Origin of the sequence: Burkholderia sp. WSM2230 (genome assembly GCF_000472445.1) — a bacterium.
Lineage (GTDB): Bacteria > Pseudomonadota > Gammaproteobacteria > Burkholderiales > Burkholderiaceae > Paraburkholderia.
This window is the reverse complement of sequence record NZ_AXAJ01000001.1, coordinates 256,654-278,509: the sequence shown is the minus strand read 5'-3', so window position 1 is coordinate 278,509 and position 21,856 is coordinate 256,654. Positions and strand designations below refer to the sequence as shown.

General features: G+C 63.0%; 17 protein-coding genes and 1 pseudogene. 8 read left to right on the top strand and 10 right to left on the bottom strand.

The genetic code is table 11. From position 1 onward, the window contains the following. Positions 1–46 precede the first annotated feature (46 nt). The 3 genes from tcuB to A3AC_RS0101220 form a co-directional block, all read right to left on the bottom strand. On the bottom strand, positions 47–1,261 hold the full coding sequence (tcuB, locus tag A3AC_RS0101230; protein WP_025596653.1) for a tricarballylate utilization 4Fe-4S protein TcuB: 1,215 nt from the start codon (positions 1,259–1,261) through the stop codon (positions 47–49). Next, on the bottom strand, positions 1,248–2,657 hold the full coding sequence (tcuA, locus tag A3AC_RS0101225) for an FAD-dependent tricarballylate dehydrogenase TcuA (protein ID WP_025596652.1): 1,410 nt from the start codon (positions 2,655–2,657) through the stop codon (positions 1,248–1,250). The genes tcuB and tcuA overlap by 14 nt, the downstream gene beginning before the upstream one ends. Before the next feature lie 63 nt (positions 2,658–2,720). Further along, a complete protein-coding gene (locus A3AC_RS0101220) occupies positions 2,721–3,674 on the bottom strand; it encodes a LysR family transcriptional regulator (RefSeq protein ID WP_025596651.1) in 954 nt (317 codons plus the stop codon). Between the two features lie 369 nt (positions 3,675–4,043). Between A3AC_RS0101220 and A3AC_RS0101215 the strand changes: the two genes are divergently transcribed. The 5 genes and pseudogenes from A3AC_RS0101215 to A3AC_RS30835 all read left to right on the top strand — a co-directional run. After that, the gene (locus A3AC_RS0101215) at positions 4,044–5,246 is read left to right on the top strand and encodes an efflux RND transporter periplasmic adaptor subunit (protein ID WP_025596650.1); all 1,203 of its coding nucleotides are present in this window, start codon (positions 4,044–4,046) and stop codon (positions 5,244–5,246) included. A 19-nt stretch (positions 5,247–5,265) separates the two neighbouring features. After that, positions 5,266–5,970 carry an ABC transporter ATP-binding protein gene (locus tag A3AC_RS0101210; RefSeq protein WP_025596649.1) on the top strand — a complete coding sequence of 235 codons (705 nt, stop codon included), beginning with the start codon at positions 5,266–5,268 and terminating at the stop codon, positions 5,968–5,970. A gap of 21 nt (positions 5,971–5,991) precedes the next feature. Then, entirely contained in the window at positions 5,992–7,146 is a 1,155-nt protein-coding gene (locus tag A3AC_RS0101205) for an ABC transporter permease (RefSeq protein ID WP_025596648.1), read from the top strand. Between the two features lie 6 nt (positions 7,147–7,152). After that, complete coding sequence (locus A3AC_RS0101200; RefSeq protein ID WP_025596647.1) at positions 7,153–8,319, top strand: ABC transporter permease; 1,167 nt, start codon at positions 7,153–7,155, stop codon at positions 8,317–8,319. A gap of 30 nt (positions 8,320–8,349) precedes the next feature. Continuing rightward, positions 8,350–8,562, top strand: a pseudogene (locus tag A3AC_RS30835) (IS110 family transposase); the annotation flags it as partial. 118 nt (positions 8,563–8,680) lie between these two features. Here the strand turns inward: A3AC_RS30835 and A3AC_RS0101195 are convergent. Further along, positions 8,681–9,475 carry a hypothetical protein gene (locus A3AC_RS0101195; RefSeq protein ID WP_025596646.1) on the bottom strand — a complete coding sequence of 265 codons (795 nt, stop codon included), beginning with the start codon at positions 9,473–9,475 and terminating at the stop codon, positions 8,681–8,683. A gap of 372 nt (positions 9,476–9,847) precedes the next feature. Between A3AC_RS0101195 and A3AC_RS0101190 the strand changes: the two genes are divergently transcribed. Next, positions 9,848–10,474, top strand: coding sequence for a LysE family translocator (locus tag A3AC_RS0101190; RefSeq protein ID WP_025596645.1), 627 nt, complete (start codon positions 9,848–9,850; stop codon positions 10,472–10,474). A gap of 18 nt (positions 10,475–10,492) precedes the next feature. On the opposite strand, the gene A3AC_RS0101185 is transcribed toward A3AC_RS0101190, so the two are convergent. Next, positions 10,493–11,908 carry an aminotransferase-like domain-containing protein gene (locus A3AC_RS0101185; RefSeq protein WP_025596644.1) on the bottom strand — a complete coding sequence of 472 codons (1,416 nt, stop codon included), beginning with the start codon at positions 11,906–11,908 and terminating at the stop codon, positions 10,493–10,495. A 222-nt stretch (positions 11,909–12,130) separates the two neighbouring features. On the opposite strand from A3AC_RS0101185, the gene A3AC_RS0101180 reads away from it, so the two are divergent. Then, complete coding sequence (locus tag A3AC_RS0101180) at positions 12,131–13,459, top strand: aspartate aminotransferase family protein (protein WP_025596643.1); 1,329 nt, start codon at positions 12,131–12,133, stop codon at positions 13,457–13,459. A gap of 53 nt (positions 13,460–13,512) precedes the next feature. Here A3AC_RS0101180 and A3AC_RS0101175 read toward each other — a convergent pair whose 3' ends face one another. After that, complete coding sequence (locus A3AC_RS0101175) at positions 13,513–14,040, bottom strand: DUF6496 domain-containing protein (protein WP_025596642.1); 528 nt, start codon at positions 14,038–14,040, stop codon at positions 13,513–13,515. A gap of 151 nt (positions 14,041–14,191) precedes the next feature. On the opposite strand from A3AC_RS0101175, the gene A3AC_RS0101170 reads away from it, so the two are divergent. Beyond that, positions 14,192–14,443 (top strand): hypothetical protein, encoded by a 252-nt coding sequence (locus tag A3AC_RS0101170; RefSeq protein ID WP_025596641.1) that lies wholly within the window; start codon positions 14,192–14,194, stop codon positions 14,441–14,443. Between the two features lie 532 nt (positions 14,444–14,975). On the opposite strand, the gene A3AC_RS0101160 is transcribed toward A3AC_RS0101170, so the two are convergent. The 4 genes from A3AC_RS0101160 to A3AC_RS29650 are packed head-to-tail and all read right to left on the bottom strand — an operon-like array spanning position 14,976 to position 21,789. Continuing rightward, positions 14,976–16,463: a hypothetical protein gene (locus tag A3AC_RS0101160; protein WP_025596639.1), complete on the bottom strand. Its 1,488-nt coding sequence runs from the start codon at positions 16,461–16,463 to the stop codon at positions 14,976–14,978. Between the two features lie 11 nt (positions 16,464–16,474). Continuing rightward, complete coding sequence (locus A3AC_RS30300) at positions 16,475–16,765, bottom strand: PAAR domain-containing protein (RefSeq protein ID WP_156924557.1); 291 nt, start codon at positions 16,763–16,765, stop codon at positions 16,475–16,477. Between the two features lies 1 nt (position 16,766). After that, a complete protein-coding gene (locus A3AC_RS0101155) occupies positions 16,767–18,182 on the bottom strand; it encodes a hypothetical protein (RefSeq protein ID WP_025596638.1) in 1,416 nt (471 codons plus the stop codon). After that, positions 18,172–21,789 carry a type VI secretion system Vgr family protein gene (locus A3AC_RS29650; protein ID WP_025596637.1) on the bottom strand — a complete coding sequence of 1,206 codons (3,618 nt, stop codon included), beginning with the start codon at positions 21,787–21,789 and terminating at the stop codon, positions 18,172–18,174. The genes A3AC_RS0101155 and A3AC_RS29650 overlap by 11 nt, the downstream gene beginning before the upstream one ends. Positions 21,790–21,856: the final 67 nt, after the last annotated feature.

Sequence of the window (21,856 nt, the reverse complement as noted above, 5' to 3'; positions counted from 1 at the left end):
TCCTGCTTGTTGTGTGATGACGGGCGCACCCGGCGCCCTGTCGTTGTTAGTCCGAACCGAGGTTCATTGAAGTGCCTTGCCGCTTGTCTATCGACGATTTGAGCAGCGCGGCCGAACGGAAAACGCCGTGCGCGAACTTGCCGTAGGGAAGCGTGGCGAAGAGCGCCATGACGATGCCCAGGTGAATCGCGAGCAACGACGGCATCGCGGCTGTCGTACGCAACGCGAGGAGCGCGAGACCGGACGCGCTCGTAAGCAGCAGGAGCGCGATGAAGCCGCGGTCCATTGGACGCTGACGGGTATCGCCTCGCTCGGGATTGCGCTTCATATTCAGCCACAAGAGCCCTGCCGGCCCGGCTATCAGTCCCACACCGCCCACAGTGCCCAGCAACACCGGCGCGCTCACGAACGGATACGGCGCTTCGAGGCCGAGCACGTAGTGATAGAGCGTTGCAACCGCCGTCGCCGCGAAGCACAGCATGAAGCCGTAAAACGTCAGGTGATGAAAACGGCGACGCGCGAGCGTGAAAGCGTCGTTCTCTTCATTGCAGCCGTCGCCGTGGCCGCCGTCGAGATATTTGAGCGTCAGCGCATGCTTCGTGGCCTCCGCGACGGCAGGCGCGCTCGCGCTCACAGTTCCCGCCGACACGTCGCGCCAGAAGCGCGTGACGCCGATGCCGAGCGCCATGATCGCGAACAGGAAGATCGCACCGAACATCGTCGCGAGCAGATTGTGCGGGAAGATCGCGTAGAAGTTGGTCGGCGCGACTTCGTCCGAAACACCACCGTGCAGCGCGGTGCCGAGCAGCAGAAAGAGTGCGAGCCCCGCCGCAAGCGCCACCGAGAGTGTCAGGCCGTTGCGCTTGTACAGCGCGCCGAAGGTCCCGGGAAACGCGTATTCGCTGTATGTTTCAAGCCGCACCTGCGCCATCGCCTTCGGCACATTGACGGCGAATTCGTGCGGCGGCGCGTACTGGCAAGCGTGATAGCACGCCCCGCAGTTGTGGCAGAGATTGGCGAGATAGTGGACGTCCGCCTTGCCGAATTCCAGGCGGCGGGTCATCGCGGGGAACACGGCGCAGAAGCCTTCGCAATAGCGGCACGCGTTGCAGATCTGCATCTGCCGCGCGACTTCGCTCCCGTTGTCGCTCATCGGCACGATCGGGATCACCCGCGCGCTGTTGATGGTTGTGGTTCTTTTCGCCTCGACCGACGACGCAGTGCGCGTGCGTTCGGGCGCGAGCGCGTCAGACTGCTGCACTGTGAGCCTCCGTTGCATTGAGTGCGGCGCGCGCGGCCTGCGTACCGGCGATGCGCCCGAACGCCGTACCGATCGACATGCCCACGCCCGCCGTATAACCCTTGCCGAGCACGTTCCCCGCCATCATTTCGCCGGCGACGAAAAGGTTGTCGCTCGGCTCGCCGCCGAAGTGAACCTGTGCGCGGTCGTTGGTCTTCAGGCCGAGGTAGGTGAAGGTGATGCCCGGTCGCAGCGCATAGCCGTAAAAAGGCGGCGTATCGATGCGGCGCGCCCAGTGCGTCTTGGGCGGCGCGAGGCCATCGGTATGGCAGTCGTCGAGCGCAGTGTGATCGAAGGTGCCGACGCGGCACGCGTCGTTATAGCGTGTGAGCGTCTCCATGAAGCGGGCCTCAGGCAGCTTCAGCTTGCGCGCCAGCTCCGGCAGCGTGTCAGCCTTTTCGCCCGGAAACACCGGCGGCATGAAGCGGCCAATGGCTTTCGAGTCGATGATCGAATAGCCGATCTGTCCCGGCTGGTGCGCGACGAGCCGGCCCCAGATCGCATAGCGCTTGGGCCAGAAATCCTCGCCTTCGTCGTAGAAACGCTCCGCCTCGCGATTGACGACGACGCCGAGCGACACGCAGTCGATGCGCGTGCAGATGCCGCCGTCATACAACGGCGCGCGCGCGTCGATCGCGACGCAATGCGACTGCGACGGATCGCCGATCATGTCTGCGCCCGCGTCGATCATGTGCTGGATGAGCACGCCCATGTTGAAGCGCGTGCCCCGAATCAGGAAGTTGTCGGCGGGCCATTCGCCCCGCTCGTTTTGCCCCCACGCTTGCCGCAACCATTCACGGTTTGACTCGAAGCCGCCCGCCGCCAGAACGCAGGCGCGCGCTTCGAAACGCTGGTTGCCGCTGCGCGCCGCGATGAAACGTCCGCCTTCGAGTTCCAGTGTATCGACGGGCGTGTCGTAGCGGATGTCGACGCCGAGCGCTTCGGCGCTGCGGTAATACGCGTTGACGAGCGCCTTGCCGCCGCCCATGAAGAACGCGTTCGTGCGCGCCACATGCAGCGCACCGGACAGCGGCGGCTGAAAGCGCACGCCGTGCTTCTGCATCCATGGCCGGCAGGTGGACGATGCGCGAATCGTCAGCCGCGCCAGATGCTCGTTGGTGATGCCGCCGGTGACCTTCAGCAGGTCTTGCCAGAATTCCTCTTCCGGATAGGCGTCGACGAGGACGTCTTGCGGCGCGTCGTGCATGCAGCGCAGATTGCGCGTGTGTTGCGAGTTGCCGCCGCGCCATTCGCGCGGCGCGGATTCGAGAAGCAGGACCGACGCGCCTGCCTCACGCGCCATCAATGCCGCGCATAGCGCAGCATTGCCTCCCCCGATTACGAGCACATCTACCATTAGACTTGTCTCCTTTCGGACGCATCCTAAGGATCTCGTGCCCGTTGCGCCATCAGCGCGCCGTCAAGTGGCCTTCAGTTTTTGTGAAGCCTGCGGGCTGCGCAGCCGCGCGCCGGGCCAGCGTCCTTCCCGCACGAGTTGACGCGCGACGTCGGCGAGAACCACGCGCGCGGCGAGACCGGCGGGGGACAGTTCGTCGTCGGAAATGCTGGCAATCATGTTGGGCCGCGTGGCGTATTTCTCCGTGACGGGCACGCTCTTCAGTATCACGTTCTCGGGCCGAGCGAGCGCTGCGCCCGGCTGTATCGTGGCTCCGATGCCCGTGCGCACGGTATCCATCAGCAACGCAAGGCCGTCGACTTCGGCGACGATGTTCGGCTCGTAACCGGCGCGACTGAACGCCGATGACAACAGCGAGCGCAGCCCGTGCGTGCCGCTCGGGAGAATGAGCGGAAGCTTGCCGAGGTTTTTCAGCCGGACGGATGCGCTAGCCGGCATCCCCTCGAGATCGCCCGCGCCGATCAGAAACAGCCGCTCGTCCAGCAGCGACACCACGCTCCAGCGTTGCGCGGGTTCCGGCCGAAACAACACGGCGAGATCGATCTGACGCGCGCTCAGCATGGAGGCGAGATAGCCGGAAAGACTTTCAACCAGGTGCAGCCGTACATCGGGATAACGCGTGTGCATGGCCTGCATGAACGCGACACCGAGCACACTCGCCGTGCTCGGCGCCATGCCGACGCTCACATGGCCCGACAGACGAGCGGAACGCGCAGCGAGCGCAGCGTCGTCGATATGACGTAGCGCTAATTGCGCCTGGCGCCAGAAGGCGAGACCGGCGTCGGTCGGCACGACGCCGGTGGACGTGCGTTGCAGGAGGCGCGTGGACAGTTCGCCTTCGAGACGGCTAATCTGCTGACTCAATGCCGAAGTGACGAGGCCAAGTTCCAGCGCTGCCTTGCCCATGCTTCCGTGTTCCACGACACTGAGGAAATAGCGTAGTTGTCTGAGTTCCATCCGACGATCGGCCAAGGAGATTCGGCATCTATTCTCGCAGATCGTCGCCGGACGGGCCTCCTGCTGGCGTCGGGAAAGCTTTCGCACACGTAGGATTCGCGATCGCGACGCACAAGGCCCGAATTCTCTCAGTCAAGTGGCAGCCCCCGACTTTGTCCCAGGTCGATGAACGGTGTTTCGCGTTGCAAGAGTCACGCGTCGGTCACTCATGGATCGCGAATCGCTCTCTTCGAGGGGCGGCGCACCGTCGTTTTCAGGCACCGTTCGACGCGCGGGGTTTACACGCGAGACGCGGCGCTATACTGGTTGCCCGTCCATAGCGCGAGTAGCCGGGGCAGCACGAGCGCTGCCCGGCGAACCGATACAAAATTGGCTGAACACGATCTCAAACGACTCACAATCGACCGCGCGCCCGTGACCGCACGCCGTCGGCGTAACTTGACCGGCTACGGGGTGGCCGCGTTGATCGTCGTCGCCGCGCTCGTGGCCGGCTTGCGGTTCGCCAGCCCGCGCACCGTGCAAACCACGTCCGTCGTCTCCGTTTATCCGTCGCAGAGCTACACGTTGCTGAACGCGACCGGCTACGTCGTGCCGCAACGCAAGGCGGCCGTGGCGTCGAAGGCACAAGGGCGGCTCCAATGGCTCGGGGTGCTCGAAGGCACGCATGTGAAAAAGGATGAAGTCATCGCCAGGCTGGAAAGTGCGGACGTAGAGGCGTCGCTGGCGCAGGCGAAGGCGCAGGTGAAGGTCGCACAAGCGAATCTCGCGCTGCAGGTCGCCGAACTGAAAAACGCTGAACTCAACCTGCGCCGCTCGGCGATTCTGGTGCCAAGCGGTGCAATGCCGGCAACCCAGTACGACGCCGATCTCGCGCGCTACGACAAGGCCAAGGCGTCGATCGACAACAGCCGCGCGGCCATCGTGTCGGCGCAGGCGAACGCGCAGGCCGCACAGGTCGCTGTCGATCAGACGGTGATTCGCGCGCCGTTCAACGGCGTGGTGATCGAGAAGCATGCGAACGTCGGCGACAACATCACGCCGTTTTCTCAGGCGTCCGACAGCAAGGGAGCCGTCGTCACCATCGCCGACATGGACACGCTCGAAGTCGAGGCGGATGTCGCGGAATCGAACATCGCGAAGATCGCCGTCGACGCGCCTTGCGAGATCCAGCTCGACGCGCTCCCCGAACTGCGTCTCGCGGGCCGCGTATCGCGCATCGTGCCGACCGTCGACCGCTCCAAGGCGACGGTGCTCGTCAAGGTGCGCTTCGTCGATCGCGACGAACGCGTGCTGCCGGACATGAGCGCAAAGATCGCCTTCCTGTCGAGGCCAGTGCCGCCGCAGGACCGGCGACCCGTCGTCGCTGCGCAGCCGGCTGCCGTGGTTCAGCGCGACGGACGCAGCGTCGTCTTCGTCGTCAAGGACGAGACCGTACATCAGGTGCCCGTCACGACGGGCGCGAAACTCGGCGACCTGATCGCGCTCGACGGCGTGCGTGCGGGAGACGTGCTGGTGCGTGCGCCCGACGCGCAGCTGAAGGACGGCGCGAAAGTCAACGTGGCGAAGCCATAACGTGAGCGGGCAGCAACCTATGAACCGCGCGAATGGCGCCGCGCCGCTGGTCGAGATCTTGCACCTCGTGAAGTCGTACCGGCGCGGCGTGCAGACGGTGCCCGTGCTGTCCAACATCACGCTTTCGATCGAAGAAGGCGACTTCATCGCATTGATGGGGCCGTCGGGATCAGGCAAGAGCACGCTGCTCAACCTGATTGCGGGCATCGACCGGCCCGATGACGGCGTGCTGCGCGTGGGCGGGCTCGATATCACGCAACTGTCCGAAGCGGCGCTGGCCGACTGGCGTGCGGCCAACGTCGGCTTCATCTTCCAGTTCTACAACCTGATGCCGGTGCTGACGGCGTTCGAGAACATCGAGTTGCCGCTAATGCTCACGAGGCTCACGCGCAAGGAGCGGCGCGAGCGCGTCGAGCTGGTGCTGGAGATGGTCAACCTGGCAAACCGTTCGCATCACTATCCGTCGGAGCTGTCCGGCGGACAGCAGCAGCGCGTCGCGATTGCGCGCGCACTCATCACCGACCCGACGCTGATCGTCGCCGACGAACCGACGGGCGATCTCGATCGCGCATCGGCGGAAGACGTGCTCGCGATGCTGCAACGTCTGAACCGCGAACTGGGCAAGACCATCATCATGGTCACGCACGACGCGCATGCGGCAGCCGCCGCGAATGCGCTCGTGCATCTGGACAAAGGGGAGCTGACAGATGGCAACACACGCTGATCAGCGCGACGGCAGGCCGTCATGCACGCGCTGAAGCTGATCACGCGCAACGCGCTGCGCCACAAGCTGCGCACTGCGTTGACGGTGCTCGGGCTCACGATCGCGGTGCTCGCATACGGCCTCCTCAATACGGTAGTCGATGCGTGGTATGCGGGCGCCGCGGCCGCATCGAACGCGCGGCTCGTCACGCGTAACGCCATTTCGCTGTCGTTCTCGCTGCCGCTCAGCTACGAGAACCGCATTCGCGGCGTGGAAGGCGTGACGCTGGTTGCGCGCTCAAGCTGGTTCGGCGGCGTGTATCGTGAGCCGAAGAACTTCTTCGCGCAGTTCGCCGTGTCCGACAACTATCTGGACCTCTATCCCGAGCTGATCGTGCCCGCTCAACAGCGCAGCGATTACCAGCGCGACCGCAAGGGCTGCCTCGTCGGCCGGCAACTCGCGACGCAATTCGGCTTCAAGGTCGGCGACGTCATTCCCATCAAAGGCACGATCTATCCGGGCACCTGGGAGTTTGTCGTGCGTGGCATCATGGATGGCCGCGACGAATCGACGATCACCCGGCAACTCATTTTTCACTGGGACTATCTGAACGAATCGGTGCGCAAGATGCCCGGGCGGCGTGCGGATCAGGTCGGTGTCTACGTGCTGGGCATCGCGGTTCCCGAGGAGGCCGCTGCGATCTCGCGCAATATCGACAACGTGTTCAGGAACTCCCTCGCCGAAACGCTGACCGAGACCGAGCAGGCGTTCCAGCTCGGCTTCGTCGCCATGTCGAATCAGATCATCGCGGCCATCCGCGTCGTGTCGTATGTGGTGATCGTCATCATCATGGCCGTAATGGCGAATGCAATGGCGATGAGCGCGCGCGAGCGCACCGTCGAATATGCGACGCTCAAGGCTCTCGGCTTCGGACCGGGCTTTCTCGCGCTCCTGATGTTCGGCGAGTCGTTGACGCTGTGCATCGCGGGCGGCGGGCTCGGCATGCTGTTGACGCCACCCGCCGCCACTATCTTCCGGCAGGCAACAGGCGGCGTATTCCCCGTCTTCCACGTGTCGCGCGAGACGGTGCTGTTGCAGGCGGCGTGTGCGGGTGTCGTCGGCGTGGCGGCGGCGATCATTCCGGCGATCCAGGCGGCGCGCGTGCGGATCGTCGAAGGCCTGCGGGCCATCGGGTAGCGCATCGTGGCCATTCCGCTTTCATATATCGCCCGCAACCTGTGGACCCGTCGCCTGACGACGGCGCTTACGGCGGGGGGACTCGCGCTGGTCGTATTCGTGTTCTCGACGGTGCTGATGCTCGACGCGGGTCTCAAGAAAACACTGGTCTCGACGGGCGAAGAGGACAACGTCGTCGTGATCCGCAAGGGCGCGGAGACGGAAGTGCAGAGCGCGATCGACCGCAATCAGGCCAACGTGATCGAGATGCATCCTGCCGTCGCGGTCGGCGCCGACGGACGAAGGCTCGCGTCAAAAGAGTCGGTCGTGCTGATCTCGCTGGCGAAAATCGGCTCGGGCAAGCCGTCGAACGTGGTGATACGCGGTGTGTCGCAGGCGGGTATCGGCTTGCGGCCCCAGGTACGGCTTGCATCGGGGCGCCTCTTCACGCCGGGATCGTCGGAGATTGTGGTCGGCAGCAGCATTGCAAAGGGCTTCGCGGGCACGCAGCCTGGCGAGCATTTGCGTTTTGCGCAGCGGGAGTGGACCGTGGTCGGCACATTCGACGCGGGCGGCAGCGGGTTCGATTCGGAGATCTGGGGCGATGCCGACCAGCTGATGCAGGCGTTTCGCCGGACGAGTTATTCGTCGATGGTCGTGCGGCTTGCACAGGGCGATCAGTTGGAGCGCTTCAGGAGCGATATCGACGTCGACCCGCGCCTCGCCGACGAAGCGAAACGCGAGCGAACCTTTTACAGCGACCAGTCGAAGGCGCTGTCGACGTTCCTCAACATACTCGGCTTCACGCTGTCGGCCATCTTTTCGATCGCCGCGATGATCGGCGCGATGATCACGATGTATGCGTCCGTGGCGAATCGCGTGGCGGAGATCGGCACGTTGCGCGCGCTCGGCTTCAAGCGCGCGAACGTGCTCGCGGCCTTCCTCGTCGAAGCGATGCTGCTGGGGCTTGTCGGCGGACTGGCGGGGCTTGGCTGCGCGGCGTTCATGCAGTTCGCGTCGTTCTCCACAACCAACTTCCAGACCTTCGCGGACCTGTCGTTCCGCTTCATCCTGACGCCCGCTATTGTCGGGAAGACATTGGCGTTCTCGGTGACCATGGGGTTGGTCGGCGGCTTTCTGCCCGCGTTGCGCGCGTCGCGCATGAACGTCGTCGACGCGCTGCGCGCGCGGTGATTGCAGGCCGCCACGGCCGTAGGCGTCCGAAACCGTCCCGAAACGATCATTGACCGCCCATGGGATGCTCCGCTGCGACGGTGCCGGCGATATTGCAAGCTCGCAGCGCGTGGCAAGAACGTAAACACGAGCGTGGTTGCCGTTGCGCAAGAGCTCGCGGGCTGCATCCAGGGCGTCAGCAGACTGGCGATGTCCCTCGCCATCCCGAACGTCGTCAAATCAGGCTGTAGCCACATTCCCTGAACGACGACATGGAGAGTTGCATGACAGTCATATCAGTCCATCGACCCGGAAGGGACGGTCGATCCATATGAAAGCAGACGCTCAGCCAGCTTCCAGCCAGCGAGATTCGGTTGAAGCGTCAATCCATAGCAGCGACGTTCCGCTCCGCAATTTTTGCGCGCTGCATCGTTGCCAGTCGCTTGGTGCCCCACTGCACGATCATCGCCACGACCGAGGCCTCGGCGAAGGCCACAAGTGGACGCTGGTAAGACAGTGAGAACGTAAGCAGCAAACAAAAGGCTGCAAACGAGAACCTGCCAAGCACCATGCCCCGCAGCAGCGAAATCACGAAGGCTGGCCCGTGTGCTCGGTGTGAAGACACCGATAAAACAATCCCGAGCAGTGGAAATACCGCGAGCAAACCGCTCCATGCAGGGCCCGCCCAACCGGATAACGAGGTAACCAATAACGTCAGGACCGCGCCAGCAACCATCCTGCCTATCAGATCGGCCCGCGTAAGCGGCGCGCCAGGTGCGACCGCCGCGCTGCGCGGCAAGAACGACTGGCCGAAGCACACGGCAGCGAGGGCGGCGGTTGCGGCCCAAATAGGTGAAGTCGGCAACATTGATAAGCCACACGCCGAGATAAACCAAGTAACGAGACCGACAGCTAACGCTTCCGGCCACGAACGCGAGCGGCACGTCCATGCATACGCGAAATTGAATGCTTCGGATGCGAGGATCGCGGAGAGGGACAGCGTGGCAGCGCGCGCGCCGAAGCTCGGGCCATGCGTGAGCACGAGAATGAATAGAATCGGACCGGCGACCACAGGTAGACCCGCCAACCAGCCAGCGATAGATGGCCCCCACCATTTACCCGACATGGAAACGACAAACAAGAACAGCGGGACAAGCGTTAGTTTGAGCGCGAGCATGCCGAAATCAAGCGGATTTAAAGTGCGATCATACCCTCGCCGCAGCGCGCGGAGCGTCACTGTACCGCCGAACGGCTGCTATGCGGACACGGCGACGAAGCGACCGCTCATGGCCGACTGTTGCCATATCAGCGATCCCGCCGGATGGAGCGATCATGCCTGTCAAACCGCGCGCCAGACCTCGCCGCCAACGAACGTGTAGCGTTCTGCTCCATCTCACTATTACTGTCGTTTGACAGTTTGCGCCTCAAGGACTGACGCACCGCTCGGCCGTTTTCCTGTACCGGACATCATCCCTCAAACCGTACAGGTACTGTACCGGCAACGCTCGCTAGAATGCTCAAACGTCCCTGCCCGCCTCTGGAGCCCGCCATGTTCTCACTCACGCTCAGCGCGCTGCCCGCCGGCATTCTGTTCGCGCTCGTCACCAGCATCACCCCCGGTCCGAACAATACGATGTTGCTCGCCTCGGGCGTCAACTTCGGTTTTCGCCGCACGTTGCCGCATATTTCGGGCATCAGTGCAGGCGTCGTGCTGTTGATGCTGTCGGTCGGCGTCGGTCTCGGCGAGGCCTTCCTCCACTTCCCGGTGCTGTACACGGTGCTCGAAGTGGCAAGCGTCGCTTACCTGCTCTACCTCGCGTGGAAGATCGGCACGTCGGGCGAACTGAAGGTCAAGCAGGGCGAACGCCGGCCCATGAGGTTCTACGAAGCCATCGCTTTCCAGTGGGTCAACCCCAAGGCATGGATGATGGTGCTGACCGCCGCCACGACCATCCACCTGAGCGAGAGCTACAGTATGAACGCGGTTGCCATGGCCGTGCTGTTCTATGTGATCGGCTTTCCGTGCATCTGCCTGTGGGCCGGTTTCGGCACCGCGATGCGGCGCGTGTTGTCCGACGCGCGGCGTCTGCGCACCTTCAACATCACAATGGCGTTGCTTCTCGTCGCATCCCTTTACCCGATCGCGCTCAAGCTGTTCGACGCAGCCGCCGCGTGAGCCGCCAGACGGGCGCGGCTAGACCGCACCGCGCTCCACGCGCTCGATGAAGCGCCACAACGCGTCGTCGGTCGAATAGGGGACGTTGAAGCGGAACCACGCGCTGGGCGCGTCGTCGGGTCGGAAGTACGAGCCCGGCGCGAGCCAGATGCCGTGCTTGAGCGCGGCCGTCGCGACGTCGCCGGCACGCTCGGCCTCAATGGCGAGGCGCGCCCACAAAAAAAGCCCCGCTCGCGGACGATGAAACACTTCGAGGCCGAGCGAGTCGAGCCGCTCCTCGACGGTGGCATGCGCGAGCTTGAGCCGCTCGTTGACCGCTTCCACGTGACGCACGTAACGGCCCTCCAGCAGCACCTTGTCGACGATCCGCTCAATCGCCTCCGACGACGTCAGCCCCACCGCCATCTTCGTGCGCGCCAGCTCGCGCAGCACCGCGCGCTCCGCCACGACGTAGCCGCAGCGCAGCCCCGGCGTGACCGTCTTCGAAAAGCCGCCAACATACAGCACGCGCTGCAAGCCCTCCATCGCTGCAAACAGCGGCGCGCCGGACGGCGCGAGTTCGCGGCTCACGTCGTCCTCGATCACCCACATGCGCTGGCGTTCGGCGATCTGCAGTAAACGGAAGGCCGCCGACATGCCGAAGGTCGCGCCGGTCGGATTCTGCAGCGTCGTGTTGACGAAAATAGCCTTCGGCTTGTGCTCGGCGACGAGCGCTTCGAGCACGTCAGTATCCACGCCGGCGGGCGTGCGCGGCACGCCATGCACGATGAGCCCCGCAAGCTTGAGAATCTGCAGCAGATTGCAATAGCCCGGATCTTCGACGATCACCGCGTCGCCCGCGCGCAGCAAGGTGCGTACGATCAGATCGAGCCCTTGCGTAGCACCCTGCGTGAGCAGCACGTTGGACACGTCGACAGGCAAGCCATGCCGGTCGAGCTGCTCGGCGATACGCTCGCGCAACGGCGCAAAACCGTACGGGTGGCCATAATCGCCGAGCCGCGCCGCGGGCACGCGGCTCATCGCGCGCAGCGCGTGCTGCAGGCCGGTCTCGTTGACCCACTCGTTCGGCAGCCAGCCGCCGCCTGCCTTGATCGGCACCGAATGGTCGGCGAACACGTCGGACAGCAGCCACGTCGCGGTGAGGCTCGGCGGCTGCCAGTCGGTGACGGCGGCTCGCGGTGCAGGCGAGCGCGCCGCGACGCGATAACCCGAGCCGCGCCGCGCGACCACGAGCCCCATCGAGACAAGACGGTTGTACGCCTCAGTGACCGTGAAGGTGCTCAGTTCGTGGGTCTGCGCCAGTTGCCGCACCGAAGGCAGTAGCGCGCCCGCGCGCAGCGAGTGCGCCTCGATGGCTTGCGCAAAACCTTGCACGACCTGCTCGACCAGCGTCGGGGCGGCGCGCCGGTCGCGCTCGAGGTTCAATTCGATCATGGTCAGAGTCGGACAAAGAAGCCGGCCGCGGCGGACGGCTGGAAGTGAATGACGTCGGCACAGTTACCGCGAATCCACCAACACAGTTAGCGCGACACCGCGTCAACTGTTTATGCCGCCATTAAACCGCGAACGCTACAGTTTTGGCTATGCCCCGGTGGAATCCCTCTGGGGGAACGCCCAAAGCAAGTCCCGCTTGGGAAACCGCTTCGAGGAGAAACCATGACTTCGCGCCCCGTCATCGACGATCTGTCGTCTTTCTGGATGCCCTTCACCGCCAACCGCCAGTTCAAGGCCGCGCCGCGCCTGCTCGAATCGGCGAAAGGCATGTATTACCGCAGCACCGACGGCCGCGAAGTGCTCGACGGCTGCGCGGGCCTGTGGTGTGTGAACGCTGGCCACGGCCGCGACGAGATCGTCGCCGCCATCACGCAGCAGCTTTCCAAGCTCGACTTTGCGCCGACCTTCCAGATGGGCCACCCGCTCGCGTTCGAAGCCGCCACCAAGGTCGCGGAACTGATGCCTGAAGGCCTCGACCGCATTTTCTTCACGAACTCGGGTTCGGAATCCGTCGACACCGCGCTGAAAATCGCGCTCGCCTATCACCGCTCGCGCGGAGAAGCGCAGCGCACGCGCCTGATCGGCCGGGAACGCGGTTATCATGGCGTGGGCTTCGGCGGCATCTCGGTCGGCGGCATCGCGCCGAACCGCAAGACCTTTTCCGGCGCATTGCTGCCGGCGGTCGACCATCTGCCGCATACGCACAACCTCGAACAGAACGCGTTCACCAAGGGTCAGCCGGCCTGGGGCGCCCATCTCGCGGACGAACTGGAGCGCATCGTCGCGCTGCACGATGCATCGACGATTGCCGCGGTGATCGTGGAACCGGTCGCGGGCTCCACTGGCGTGCTGATTCCGCCGCAAGGCTACCTGCAGAAGCTGCGCGAAATCTGCACGAAGCACGGCATCCTGCTCATTTTCGACGAAGTGATCACGGGCTTTGGCCGCGTCGGCAAGGCCACGGCCAGCGAATATTTCGGCGTAACGCCCGACCTCATCACGATGGCCAAGGCGATCAACAACGCGTCGATTCCGCTGGGCGCAGTCGCGGCGAGCCGCACGGTGCACGACACGATCGTCAACGCCGGCGCGCAAGGCGCAATCGAACTCTTCCACGGCTACACGTACTCGGCGCACCCGGCCGCGGTTGCCGCCGCCATCGCCACGCTCGACCTGTACCGCAGCGAGGGCCTGTTCGAGCGCGCTGTTTCGCTGGCGCCGACGTTCGAAGCCGCCGCTCATTCGCTGCGCGGCGCGAAGCACGTCAAGGACATCCGCAACCTCGGGATGATCGCGGGCATCGAGCTCGAATCGCGCGACGGCGCGCCGGGCGCGCGCGCCTACGAAGCGTTCGTCAAATGCTTCGAGGCGGGCGTGCTGGTGCGCTTTACCGGCGACATTCTGGCGTTTTCGCCGCCGCTCATCATCAACGAAGAGCAGATCGCGCACATCTTCAAGACGGTCGGCGACGTGCTCGCCACCGTGCAGTAAGGCGAACGGCTCGAAGCGGCGCGCGTCTCAAGGCTCACGCGCCGCCACCGGCATCAATGATGATGCGCGCGCGCGGCCCGCGTCTGCGCCGCCTTTTTGGCCGCGGCTGAACGTCCAGCCGCGCCCTTGGTCGCAGCGGCCTTCTTTGCCGCCGCCGAGCGGCTCGCGGCCGGGCGTTTGGCCGCCGCCGACTTCGCCTGCTTCGACATGGCCGAATGCGAGGCGCCGGCCGTGCTTTCACGCTTCAGCACATTGGTGCTGGTGCGTGAGCGCTTCGCCGTCGACTCCTTGCTGGCTGTCTTTTTCGTGGCGCTCTTCTTCTGTCCGGCGGCGCTGTCCTTCTCCGCTTTCTTGCGCGTGGCCTCGCTCGTGGTGCCTTTCTTTGGCGCCTTCAGATCGACGCCCGCGCGACGCGCCTCCGACAATCCAATGGCAATGGCCTGCTTCGGCGAGCGGACGCCGTGCTTGCCGGCGCGCACCTTGTCCACCTGTTCCTTGACGAACTCTCCGGCTTGCGTGCTCGCCGACTTGCCGGCGCGTTTGTCGGCTTCGGCGCGCTTGAGGGTTTTCTTCTCGGGCATGACAGTTCTCCCATTGACTGTGGCCCAAGCTGTGCAGCAATGGCTGTGCCGGGGTCGTGAGACGGCTTGCCGGGACTCGCGCCGTTCACGTGGACGGCGTATGGTGTAGTCAAGGACCGGCGCACTGGACCGGTCCGAACCGGAGACGCCCATGAAAATCCCCAACGTGCGCGCAGGTGCGCATATCGAAGGCGTTCATTGGATCGCCGAATACGCGGAAGATGTCCACGAGATTCGCATCTTCCGCGAAGGGCAGGAAATCGACGTGCACGACGCGCCTTCGTCACTGTTCGGCGACGAGGAGAACGCGGGCTCCAAGAGCACCGCCGACCATCGCGCGGTCGAGGCTGCGGTGCTGGCTTATTTGAGGCGCTTCGTGGCAGAGCACGACGCGGAGGAATAGGCGCGGTGCATCTTGTTGAGCGTGCGGGGTGGCGTAATGCGAGGTTGATGGGGCCTGTGTAGCAACAGTTCGGCTCCAGCTTCACGACATCGGCCGCTCTTGCGGACCCTGGTGCACCCGCCTGGATTCCGGCACGGCCTGTAGTCGCCAGGGCGAACCGTGTTCCCTGTACCACCGGTTGCACCGCTCCGGGCTGATCGGCCTGTCCCTTCACAGGCCGTCCTCAATCGCCTCCATGTACATGACCATTGAGACATAGCGCCGCCAGCGGCACAGTCTCAACGCACGGTCCCTACCGCAAGATAGAGCCAGCAGAGCGCTGCCTCGGTAGCCGGCAACGACCAGCCCGGGTTCTGCTCCCGCCAGTCCCACAGGGCGAAGGCCGTCACAGCGGCTGCAAGCGCAATGCACATAAGCAGCCACTTCGTGACGCGGGGCCTCATGTGAACCCTGCGCCACCTTTCACGCGTCTCGAGGCGTGATTCGAACGGCGCGGAATAGAGCATATGTTTTGGCATGTATCCTCCTGTTTTCAACGAATGAAGATGCCCCGCCGAAACTCTTCAACGATCTCCATCATGAAATCCGCTACTGCCCTGGCGACAGAAACCGTGACAGAAACAGTCCTCTCCCGGTGACGCAGAAGGAAATACGCTACCGCGAAAGCCGCCATCGCACATGTGACAAAGGTGTCGTCCGGACCCCAACTTCCGGTCCAGAAAGCCAGGATGTCGGCCATCCAGACCGCCCCACAAAAGATGAACTCAGGCCCCAGGATGGGGTTGTACTCGTATTCCTTCTTCCATGGCACCCCGACGCGATCCGGTTCTTTCGCCACCACATTCAATACGACACCCCGCTCATGCGGCAACGCGACGAGCTGTGCGCCCTGGCCGAAATGGGCCATCCTTGCGGCCAGCGCCTGCAGCACCCATCGCGCCACCGGAGCCTGTGGACCGATAGCCGTCTCAAGCGCATGCTCTTTCACCTTCAGGCCCGACTCCCTCACCGCCCCCAGGGTGGCGTGCTGCGCCAGGCCCTTCAGACGGCTGAACCAGAAGTGACGGATACGTGTACGCTGCACCTGCTCCGAATCCAGCAGCAGTGTGAGCGCCTTCCCGGCCCCGTCGGCTCCCGCAACGATCTGCCGTAGCAGCCAGGCCTGAACCTTCGGCTGCGGCCTTGTCTCCATCAGTGCGGGCAGGCCGAACAGCAGCGCGACGGCTGCCTCCGAAACGCCGGGCTTATCGTCCACGTTTCCGTCATTCAGATGCCACGCCAGCAGGAGACGGTGCTCCAGTCTTATGGCGATCCCATACCGGTAGTAAGTCGGGCGGCCGTCGTCCTTGAACCAGTCTTCCGCAAATCCGGGGTCCTGGTCGTTGCCGATCCATCTGACGCGCGGCGTGCCCGGTAACCGGGCGTGTTCCCAGACCGCCTGGAAGTCAAGCGATGCTTCGGTCCGGTCGCACTGGATCACGACCTCAAATGAATGGTCTTTCGCCACCAGCGCCAGTTGTGGCGCCAGCGGTGCCAGCATGGTTTCAATCAGCATACGTTCGCGCTGGACGGCATCGCTCCCCTCGACGCTGGCAAGACACATGACCCGCCCGGGATTGTCGGGCGGCTGACCTTCCAGCTTCAGCATGCGCTCGGCAAGGTCGGGTTCGGGTGTCAGAATCACGCTGTCCAGCACCCCCAGGCCCGCACGGCTTCGCCTTTGCCAGTCCGTTATCAGACACCAGCGCGCGGTGTTATCGCGTGCCGCGATGCGATTAGGCGCATCATAAAGAAACACGCACACGAAACCGCTGAGTGCGAGCCATAAGAAAAACGGCACGGCCAAAGCACCGCGGATGATCCTGTCCCACGGTATCGGGCCAGCCTTCGGCCCACTGGACAGGACGATCCAGAGTGCGGCACTTTCAACGATCAGGTACAGCGCGAGAAAGAACCAGACCGACGGCAGTTCCTCCGCCTTGTATTCCGCAGGAAATCGCGGCTCCCAGTCAAAAGCCATTTAACCTCCGGTTACACTTCGACTGTCCATTCACGCTGCGACGCGCGCAGCCGTGGTGGCGGGCTGCACCTGCAGCGGCACAGATCGTCCCCCAGTGTGTGTTGCCTGCCGCCGAGATCGTCACCGGCCAGCCGCACACCATCCGGCTCGATCACGCCAATGGAATTGCAGGCGGGACACTGAACCTGTGCGCCGAGGTAACTCATTTTCCGGTCATCGAGGCCGATATCGTCCAGTCCGTCAAGCACGACGCCGTTCGCCGTGGTCCGGTCATGCTGGAATATGCAGGCGCGTTCTCGCATGTCAGGTTCCCACCCATTCCCAGTCGGCCGTGCCGCCTGCGTGTTTCGGGGTCGGCATCGTCTGTCCGCGCTGCACCGTGACGACGCCCGCGAAGTCGTACCGGTAGTCGTTCTGCCATCCCTGCCGGATGCGCGGGAGCCAGCGGCCACTGCGCGGGCATACCGATCCCGGCTCGCAGAACTGCCGCGTCTCCTCGATGAGGTCGAAGGAATACTGCTTCACAGGTGTGGGCGCGCTGGCCTCCCACAGCCACTGCACCGCGCCGTTGAGGCTGATGCCGTTGCCCCGCTCCATCAGCATTTGCACGGGTTCGGTCGTTGCAACGGCCCCGGCCTTGAACGGCACGAGCTGCAGGCTACGGTACGTGCTGTAGCCAGTGCGCACGGCGCGGTACAGGCCGTCCTCGGCAAAAGTCTCGCCGGGGTTGACCGGCCACCAGGACATGTCACGGCGATGCGTCGCCTCCCACTGCTCGCGCTCCTGCGGGGTCGAGGGGTAGTCACGGTCAAACGTTACGCGAGTTGGATTTTTGTAGTCCGAGTGGAAATCGACATAGAGCAGACTGTTCTGGATTCCGGTCACTTCCATGCTCATGAAAGCACCCGCATACAAATCGTAGGTGCCAGCAGCAAATTTATCGATTTTGTTTGTCTTGATCTTCAAAACGACGGCGCTATGCGGTGCAAGATTGACCTCGCCATCAGGAAACTGCGCAGGATCGACTAGCGTCTGTCCAGCAAGACCAAGGCCGAACTTTGCGTCCATGCCGCTCTGCGTATCACTCACACCCAAGCTGTCCTTGCCCATTGTCGTATCCCATTTATCTGGCGTCCTAAACTTGATCGGATACTCACCATCGTTCGTGAATTTGACGGAGACGATAAAGCCATCCTCGGCGCGATGAATTGACGTCAACGAAACATCGAGCTTCACAAGTTTCCGGCCGTCCTGGACGCCCGCGTGTTTCAACTTGTTCATCAGGTCGAATATCTTGGCTACAACTGGGCGGCTGAAGTCCCTTATATAACTGCTACGCATCTCTCCGCCGCACTTCGCGCCGTAGAGATCAGGCAGCGTTACATCGCTTGAAGGGTCTTTTGGGGAACACAGCAGTTCTGCCATCTGCCGGGCTGCTTCCAGATTCTCTCCATCTAGCTTCAATTCAAAGATACCAACACCGCTGATATTCCTGCTTCCGTCTGAGTCACCAATCTGAACCCGCAGCACATCACCGGAAACCGAGACTTCATTGTTCCCGTATGTGTTGATGCTGCCATCGGCAGCTCCATTTGTCGTGTAACTGAATTGCATCGTCCTGTTCTCCGGGTTCACGGTCACAGCGTGAACGTTGACACCAAACGTAAAGCACAGCAGGGCCGCTCGACCCAAAAATTTGACCCAAGGACTACGCGTCATAGCCGACCCTCCATAACTTGTTCGTCGCCACCGAAAACTGTCGTCGCACGTATTCCAGGTAATATGGCTTGATGCCCGCTGTATTGCGACCGGGCTGCAGCGGCGCATTAGCACCTTCGCCCATCACATTGCCGCCATATGGCAATCCGTTGGAATCGCGCGCGGTGTTCGCTGCATATCCTTGCCAGAAAAGCGTTCCTGCCTTTGCATCAACCAGCGAGAAATCAATCTGCTCATTCTTGATATACGATTCGTGAAGCCAGCCACCCTGGTCGTAGTATTCATCGGGAAAGTTGAAATAGTGTCCGCATTCGTGCGCTTCCACGTTTGCGTCCGGATAGTCGTAAATTTTTTTGTCAATTTTGTATTTATACTGTTCCCCCCACGACCCCGTGTCCGCCCGAAGTACCTGGGGAAACAGTTTGAGTGATACGTGGGGGCTAAAGCCGGGAATGGGCGTACCCCTGATCGACACACGAAGATCGACCCTGAATTTGACATTTACCCGGCATCCGCACGCTGCACCTTTCGCACATCCGTCCAGGACCAGTTTGTAGCCGCCCTGGTTCAGCACCGCCTCGATACGGCTGATTAGCTTCTTGACATCGAATTGTGAGCCCACCGCATCGCGGTAATCCATTTTTACTCCATCGACTATGGAACCGGGCGTCATCTGAGAGTGGGCGGAATACTCATAGGGGACCGTCGTTTTGTCGGCACGCATCGATGTATCGCGCGCGCCATTCAGATCCACAGGAAACAGATCCATCGGAACCAGCATGGCCCGAACCGTGCAGGTTATCGTCTTATCCTGCGTGCTGTATGCGAATTCAAACTTCGAGTCCCTGGAACCACCGCCCCTAAACCATATAGCACCGTCCGCGCTCTTCCACGGCTTACGAGTTTTCAGCATGCCCAAATACGATGTAGCTTCAATATGCTGTTTTACCTCGGCCTTCAGGTCCGGGATTTTCCAGCCACACGGAGCAGCGCTCACCAGCTTGATGGGGTCGGGCGAAATGTAGGTCTGCTTCTGGTCGTCGGGGTTGTCCAGTTTGACCTTGACTTTAGGAATCGCTGTATCGACATTCGATGGCTTGCCGTCGAACGGCGGAAAATCACCAGTACCCGCGTCGGGCGCAGGAGCAACCGCCCCTGTATTCGCCAGCGACTCCCACTGCGAGGCGTCCGGTGCAGGCGCTGGCGGTGCAGGCGGCGGGACGAAATCCGGGTTGGTACGCCACACTTCGCACTGTGTCGTGTACGGCACGAACTGTGGTGCGAATGCCGCGCCGCCCAGGTCCATCTGCGCGGGTCCGGTCTTTTTGAGGCCACTTGTCCTGAACACGGCACCACCCCGCGAGCCGAATTCGATAGCCCCCGGCGTCATACGCAGGTAGGAGCCGCCCACATTCAGCACAATTTCCTTCGATGACTTCACGTGCAACACGCCATCCACCGTCTGCATCGTCATGTCGCCCTGCGACGCGAACTGCATACGGCCACGCTGGGCCTGCGCAACGAAGTCCCCCGCTGCCGTGATGAGGCGCATGCCCTTCTGCGAGAACATCGACAGCAGGTCGCCTGCTGCGACGGTAAAGCGCCTGAGCGTACTGAAATGCACGCCTTTCTTTGCGCTGCCGATGATAGGGCCGTCTGCGGCCACATGTACGCCGCCTCCCGAGGCGATACCGACCGGACCGGGACCGGTCACCAGCACGCCTGGCTTCTTCAGCTCCTTCAGGCCGTCATGGATCGCCTGCTGTGCGTCAAGATCGGCGGGCGATGCTTTCGACGCCTCCGCAGAACCGGCAAGTGACTTGACGAACACCTGGTGATCCGTCAGTTGCGCGTCCGTCTCGTCCATGGCGAGCACCTTGCCGCTTCCGCCTGGCCCGTTGTACGCGGTCACCATCACGCCCGCGCCGCCCCGGTCAACCAGATGGCCTGACGTGCGCAGTTCCGCCCCCGCACCTCTCGGCTTCAGATCACCATCCGGTATGAAGCCCAGGTTGAGCTGCGAGCGGCCCGAGTGCTCGGTACTGAGTTCGATGCCTTCCTGCCCCTGCCAGTCATCGAACCAGAGGTTGTTGCCCGAGCGCGTGCGTATCTCGTTGCGCGATATGCGTCTGCGCGAACTGTTGATAAGGTCCGGGTTCACGCTGTTTGGCAGGAATGCCAGCGCGAACGGCTTGTTGGGGTTGCCTTCATAGAAGCCCGCTACACCGTGATCGCCATCCACGGGCGGCATGTTCAGTCCCGAACGGTCCTTGCTGGCGAAGGGTTTGGCCATGCGTAACGGGACACTCTCCCCACCCTTCGGCCAGTTGCCGAAGTCACAGTGAAAGCGCACGATAATTCGCCCCTCTGCATCCAGATACGGATACCTGTATCTGTCCGGTGACGTGACCGTGAATCCCAGCGTGTGAATACGCGGCCATTTCGACTCGTCTATCGGCAACCGGTAAGGCCGCCCAGCAGGGATCGCGCGGAAGCTGTTGCAGTAGTTCTGGTTGCGTGCGCCGCGATGCACCGTCTTCCAGACGAACAGTCCTTCCTTGGTGTCGATTGCGGCGTTGTCGTCCATTGCGTCAAGCATGTCCGGCTTCACGATGCACCCTGGCCGGATCGACGGCATCGTGGACTTCCCCTTGCAGGTGACCTGATGCGCCCGCGCCGCTTCGTGCCGCAGCACCGCCTCACGCTTCGCGCCTGCCGCATCCGCGTGTTGGGTGCCCCAGACCATGGGCGTGCCCATCATCGTCCCGGTTTCCTGCTCGATGCTGAACTCGTTGCGTGCCCGCCCCTCTTCGCGAAGGACCGTCGCGGCATTCTCCGGGTTGTAGTCCGCCACGATGAACGACTCGGGCACGGTGCGCGTTCTGACCTTCAGCGAGAGGATCGTCTCGCTGAACGTGTTCAGCAGCCCCGAAGGAGGGAGATTCGGCAATTCGATGGCCGGACGCGTATAGCCGTCGATGTCATCGGCAATCACCAGAACCTCGCCGTGCTTGCCCTCTTCCATGAACCAGAACAGGCCCGCCTGCTCCATTTCAAGCCGGCAATCGGCCAGGTCGCCCATGTTGTACTGGAAACGGAACGGGTGCCTCGGGTGCTTGCGCCGCAGGCGCTGCTCGACCTGTATCCACGGACGTATGCCGTTGCGTTCGATGACCTCCTGGATGATGTCCGCGGATGTGCGGTTCTGGTACGTCGCGCAGTTGCCCGGTCCGTCAAGCATCCCCAGGCGCTGGCGGATTTCTACACGATAGCTGCAGCCGTCACGCGAACGCGAGACTGATCCGACGCGCGAAACGAACCCCCGGAATTCGCGAACCGGTGCCGCTTCTTCGGTGTGGAACGTGAAGTCCGCCCACTGCCCGAGGATATCCCTGCGCGACACCGGCTCCGATGTGAAGACCAGTGCCGTGATCCTGTACGGCTTGCACACCTCCTCCCGTACTTCCCATTCGATTACCGACACCTCGGGCAGCGGCCGTTGTTCCTCTCCTCGTGGTGCCCTGTCGTTCGGGTAACGCCGGTTCAGTTTGATATGCGCCGACTGTCGACCCGTCAGATTCGTCTCAAGACGATCAGATTCCGCCATAGTTACCTGCCTGGTTCGTTATCAGGATTCCGAACTTTCTGGCCGGTAAGCCAGAAGCGCTTCCGGC

Bases quoted from the DNA above. Each gene is read 5' to 3' on its own strand.
- A3AC_RS0101155 (WP_025596638.1), bottom strand. From the start codon at position 18,182: ATGACGCGTAGTCCTTGGGTCAAATTTTTGGGTCGAGCGGCCCTGCTG.
- A3AC_RS0101180 (WP_025596643.1), top strand. From the start codon at position 12,131: ATGACTTCGCGCCCCGTCATCGACGATCTGTCGTCTTTCTGGATGCCC.
- A3AC_RS30300 (WP_156924557.1), bottom strand. From the start codon at position 16,765: ATGCGAGAACGCGCCTGCATATTCCAGCATGACCGGACCACGGCGAAC.
- A3AC_RS0101175 (WP_025596642.1), bottom strand. From the start codon at position 14,040: ATGCCCGAGAAGAAAACCCTCAAGCGCGCCGAAGCCGACAAACGCGCC.
- A3AC_RS0101185 (WP_025596644.1), bottom strand. From the start codon at position 11,908: ATGATCGAATTGAACCTCGAGCGCGACCGGCGCGCCGCCCCGACGCTG.
- A3AC_RS0101210 (WP_025596649.1), top strand. From the start codon at position 5,266: ATGAACCGCGCGAATGGCGCCGCGCCGCTGGTCGAGATCTTGCACCTC.
- A3AC_RS0101170 (WP_025596641.1), top strand. From the start codon at position 14,192: ATGAAAATCCCCAACGTGCGCGCAGGTGCGCATATCGAAGGCGTTCAT.
- A3AC_RS0101220 (WP_025596651.1), bottom strand. From the start codon at position 3,674: ATGGAACTCAGACAACTACGCTATTTCCTCAGTGTCGTGGAACACGGA.
- A3AC_RS0101190 (WP_025596645.1), top strand. From the start codon at position 9,848: ATGTTCTCACTCACGCTCAGCGCGCTGCCCGCCGGCATTCTGTTCGCG.
- A3AC_RS29650 (WP_025596637.1), bottom strand. From the start codon at position 21,789: ATGGCGGAATCTGATCGTCTTGAGACGAATCTGACGGGTCGACAGTCG.
- tcuA (WP_025596652.1), bottom strand. From the start codon at position 2,657: ATGGTAGATGTGCTCGTAATCGGGGGAGGCAATGCTGCGCTATGCGCG.
- A3AC_RS0101195 (WP_025596646.1), bottom strand. From the start codon at position 9,475: ATGCTCGCGCTCAAACTAACGCTTGTCCCGCTGTTCTTGTTTGTCGTT.
- A3AC_RS0101205 (WP_025596648.1), top strand. From the start codon at position 5,992: ATGCACGCGCTGAAGCTGATCACGCGCAACGCGCTGCGCCACAAGCTG.
- A3AC_RS0101160 (WP_025596639.1), bottom strand. From the start codon at position 16,463: ATGGCTTTTGACTGGGAGCCGCGATTTCCTGCGGAATACAAGGCGGAG.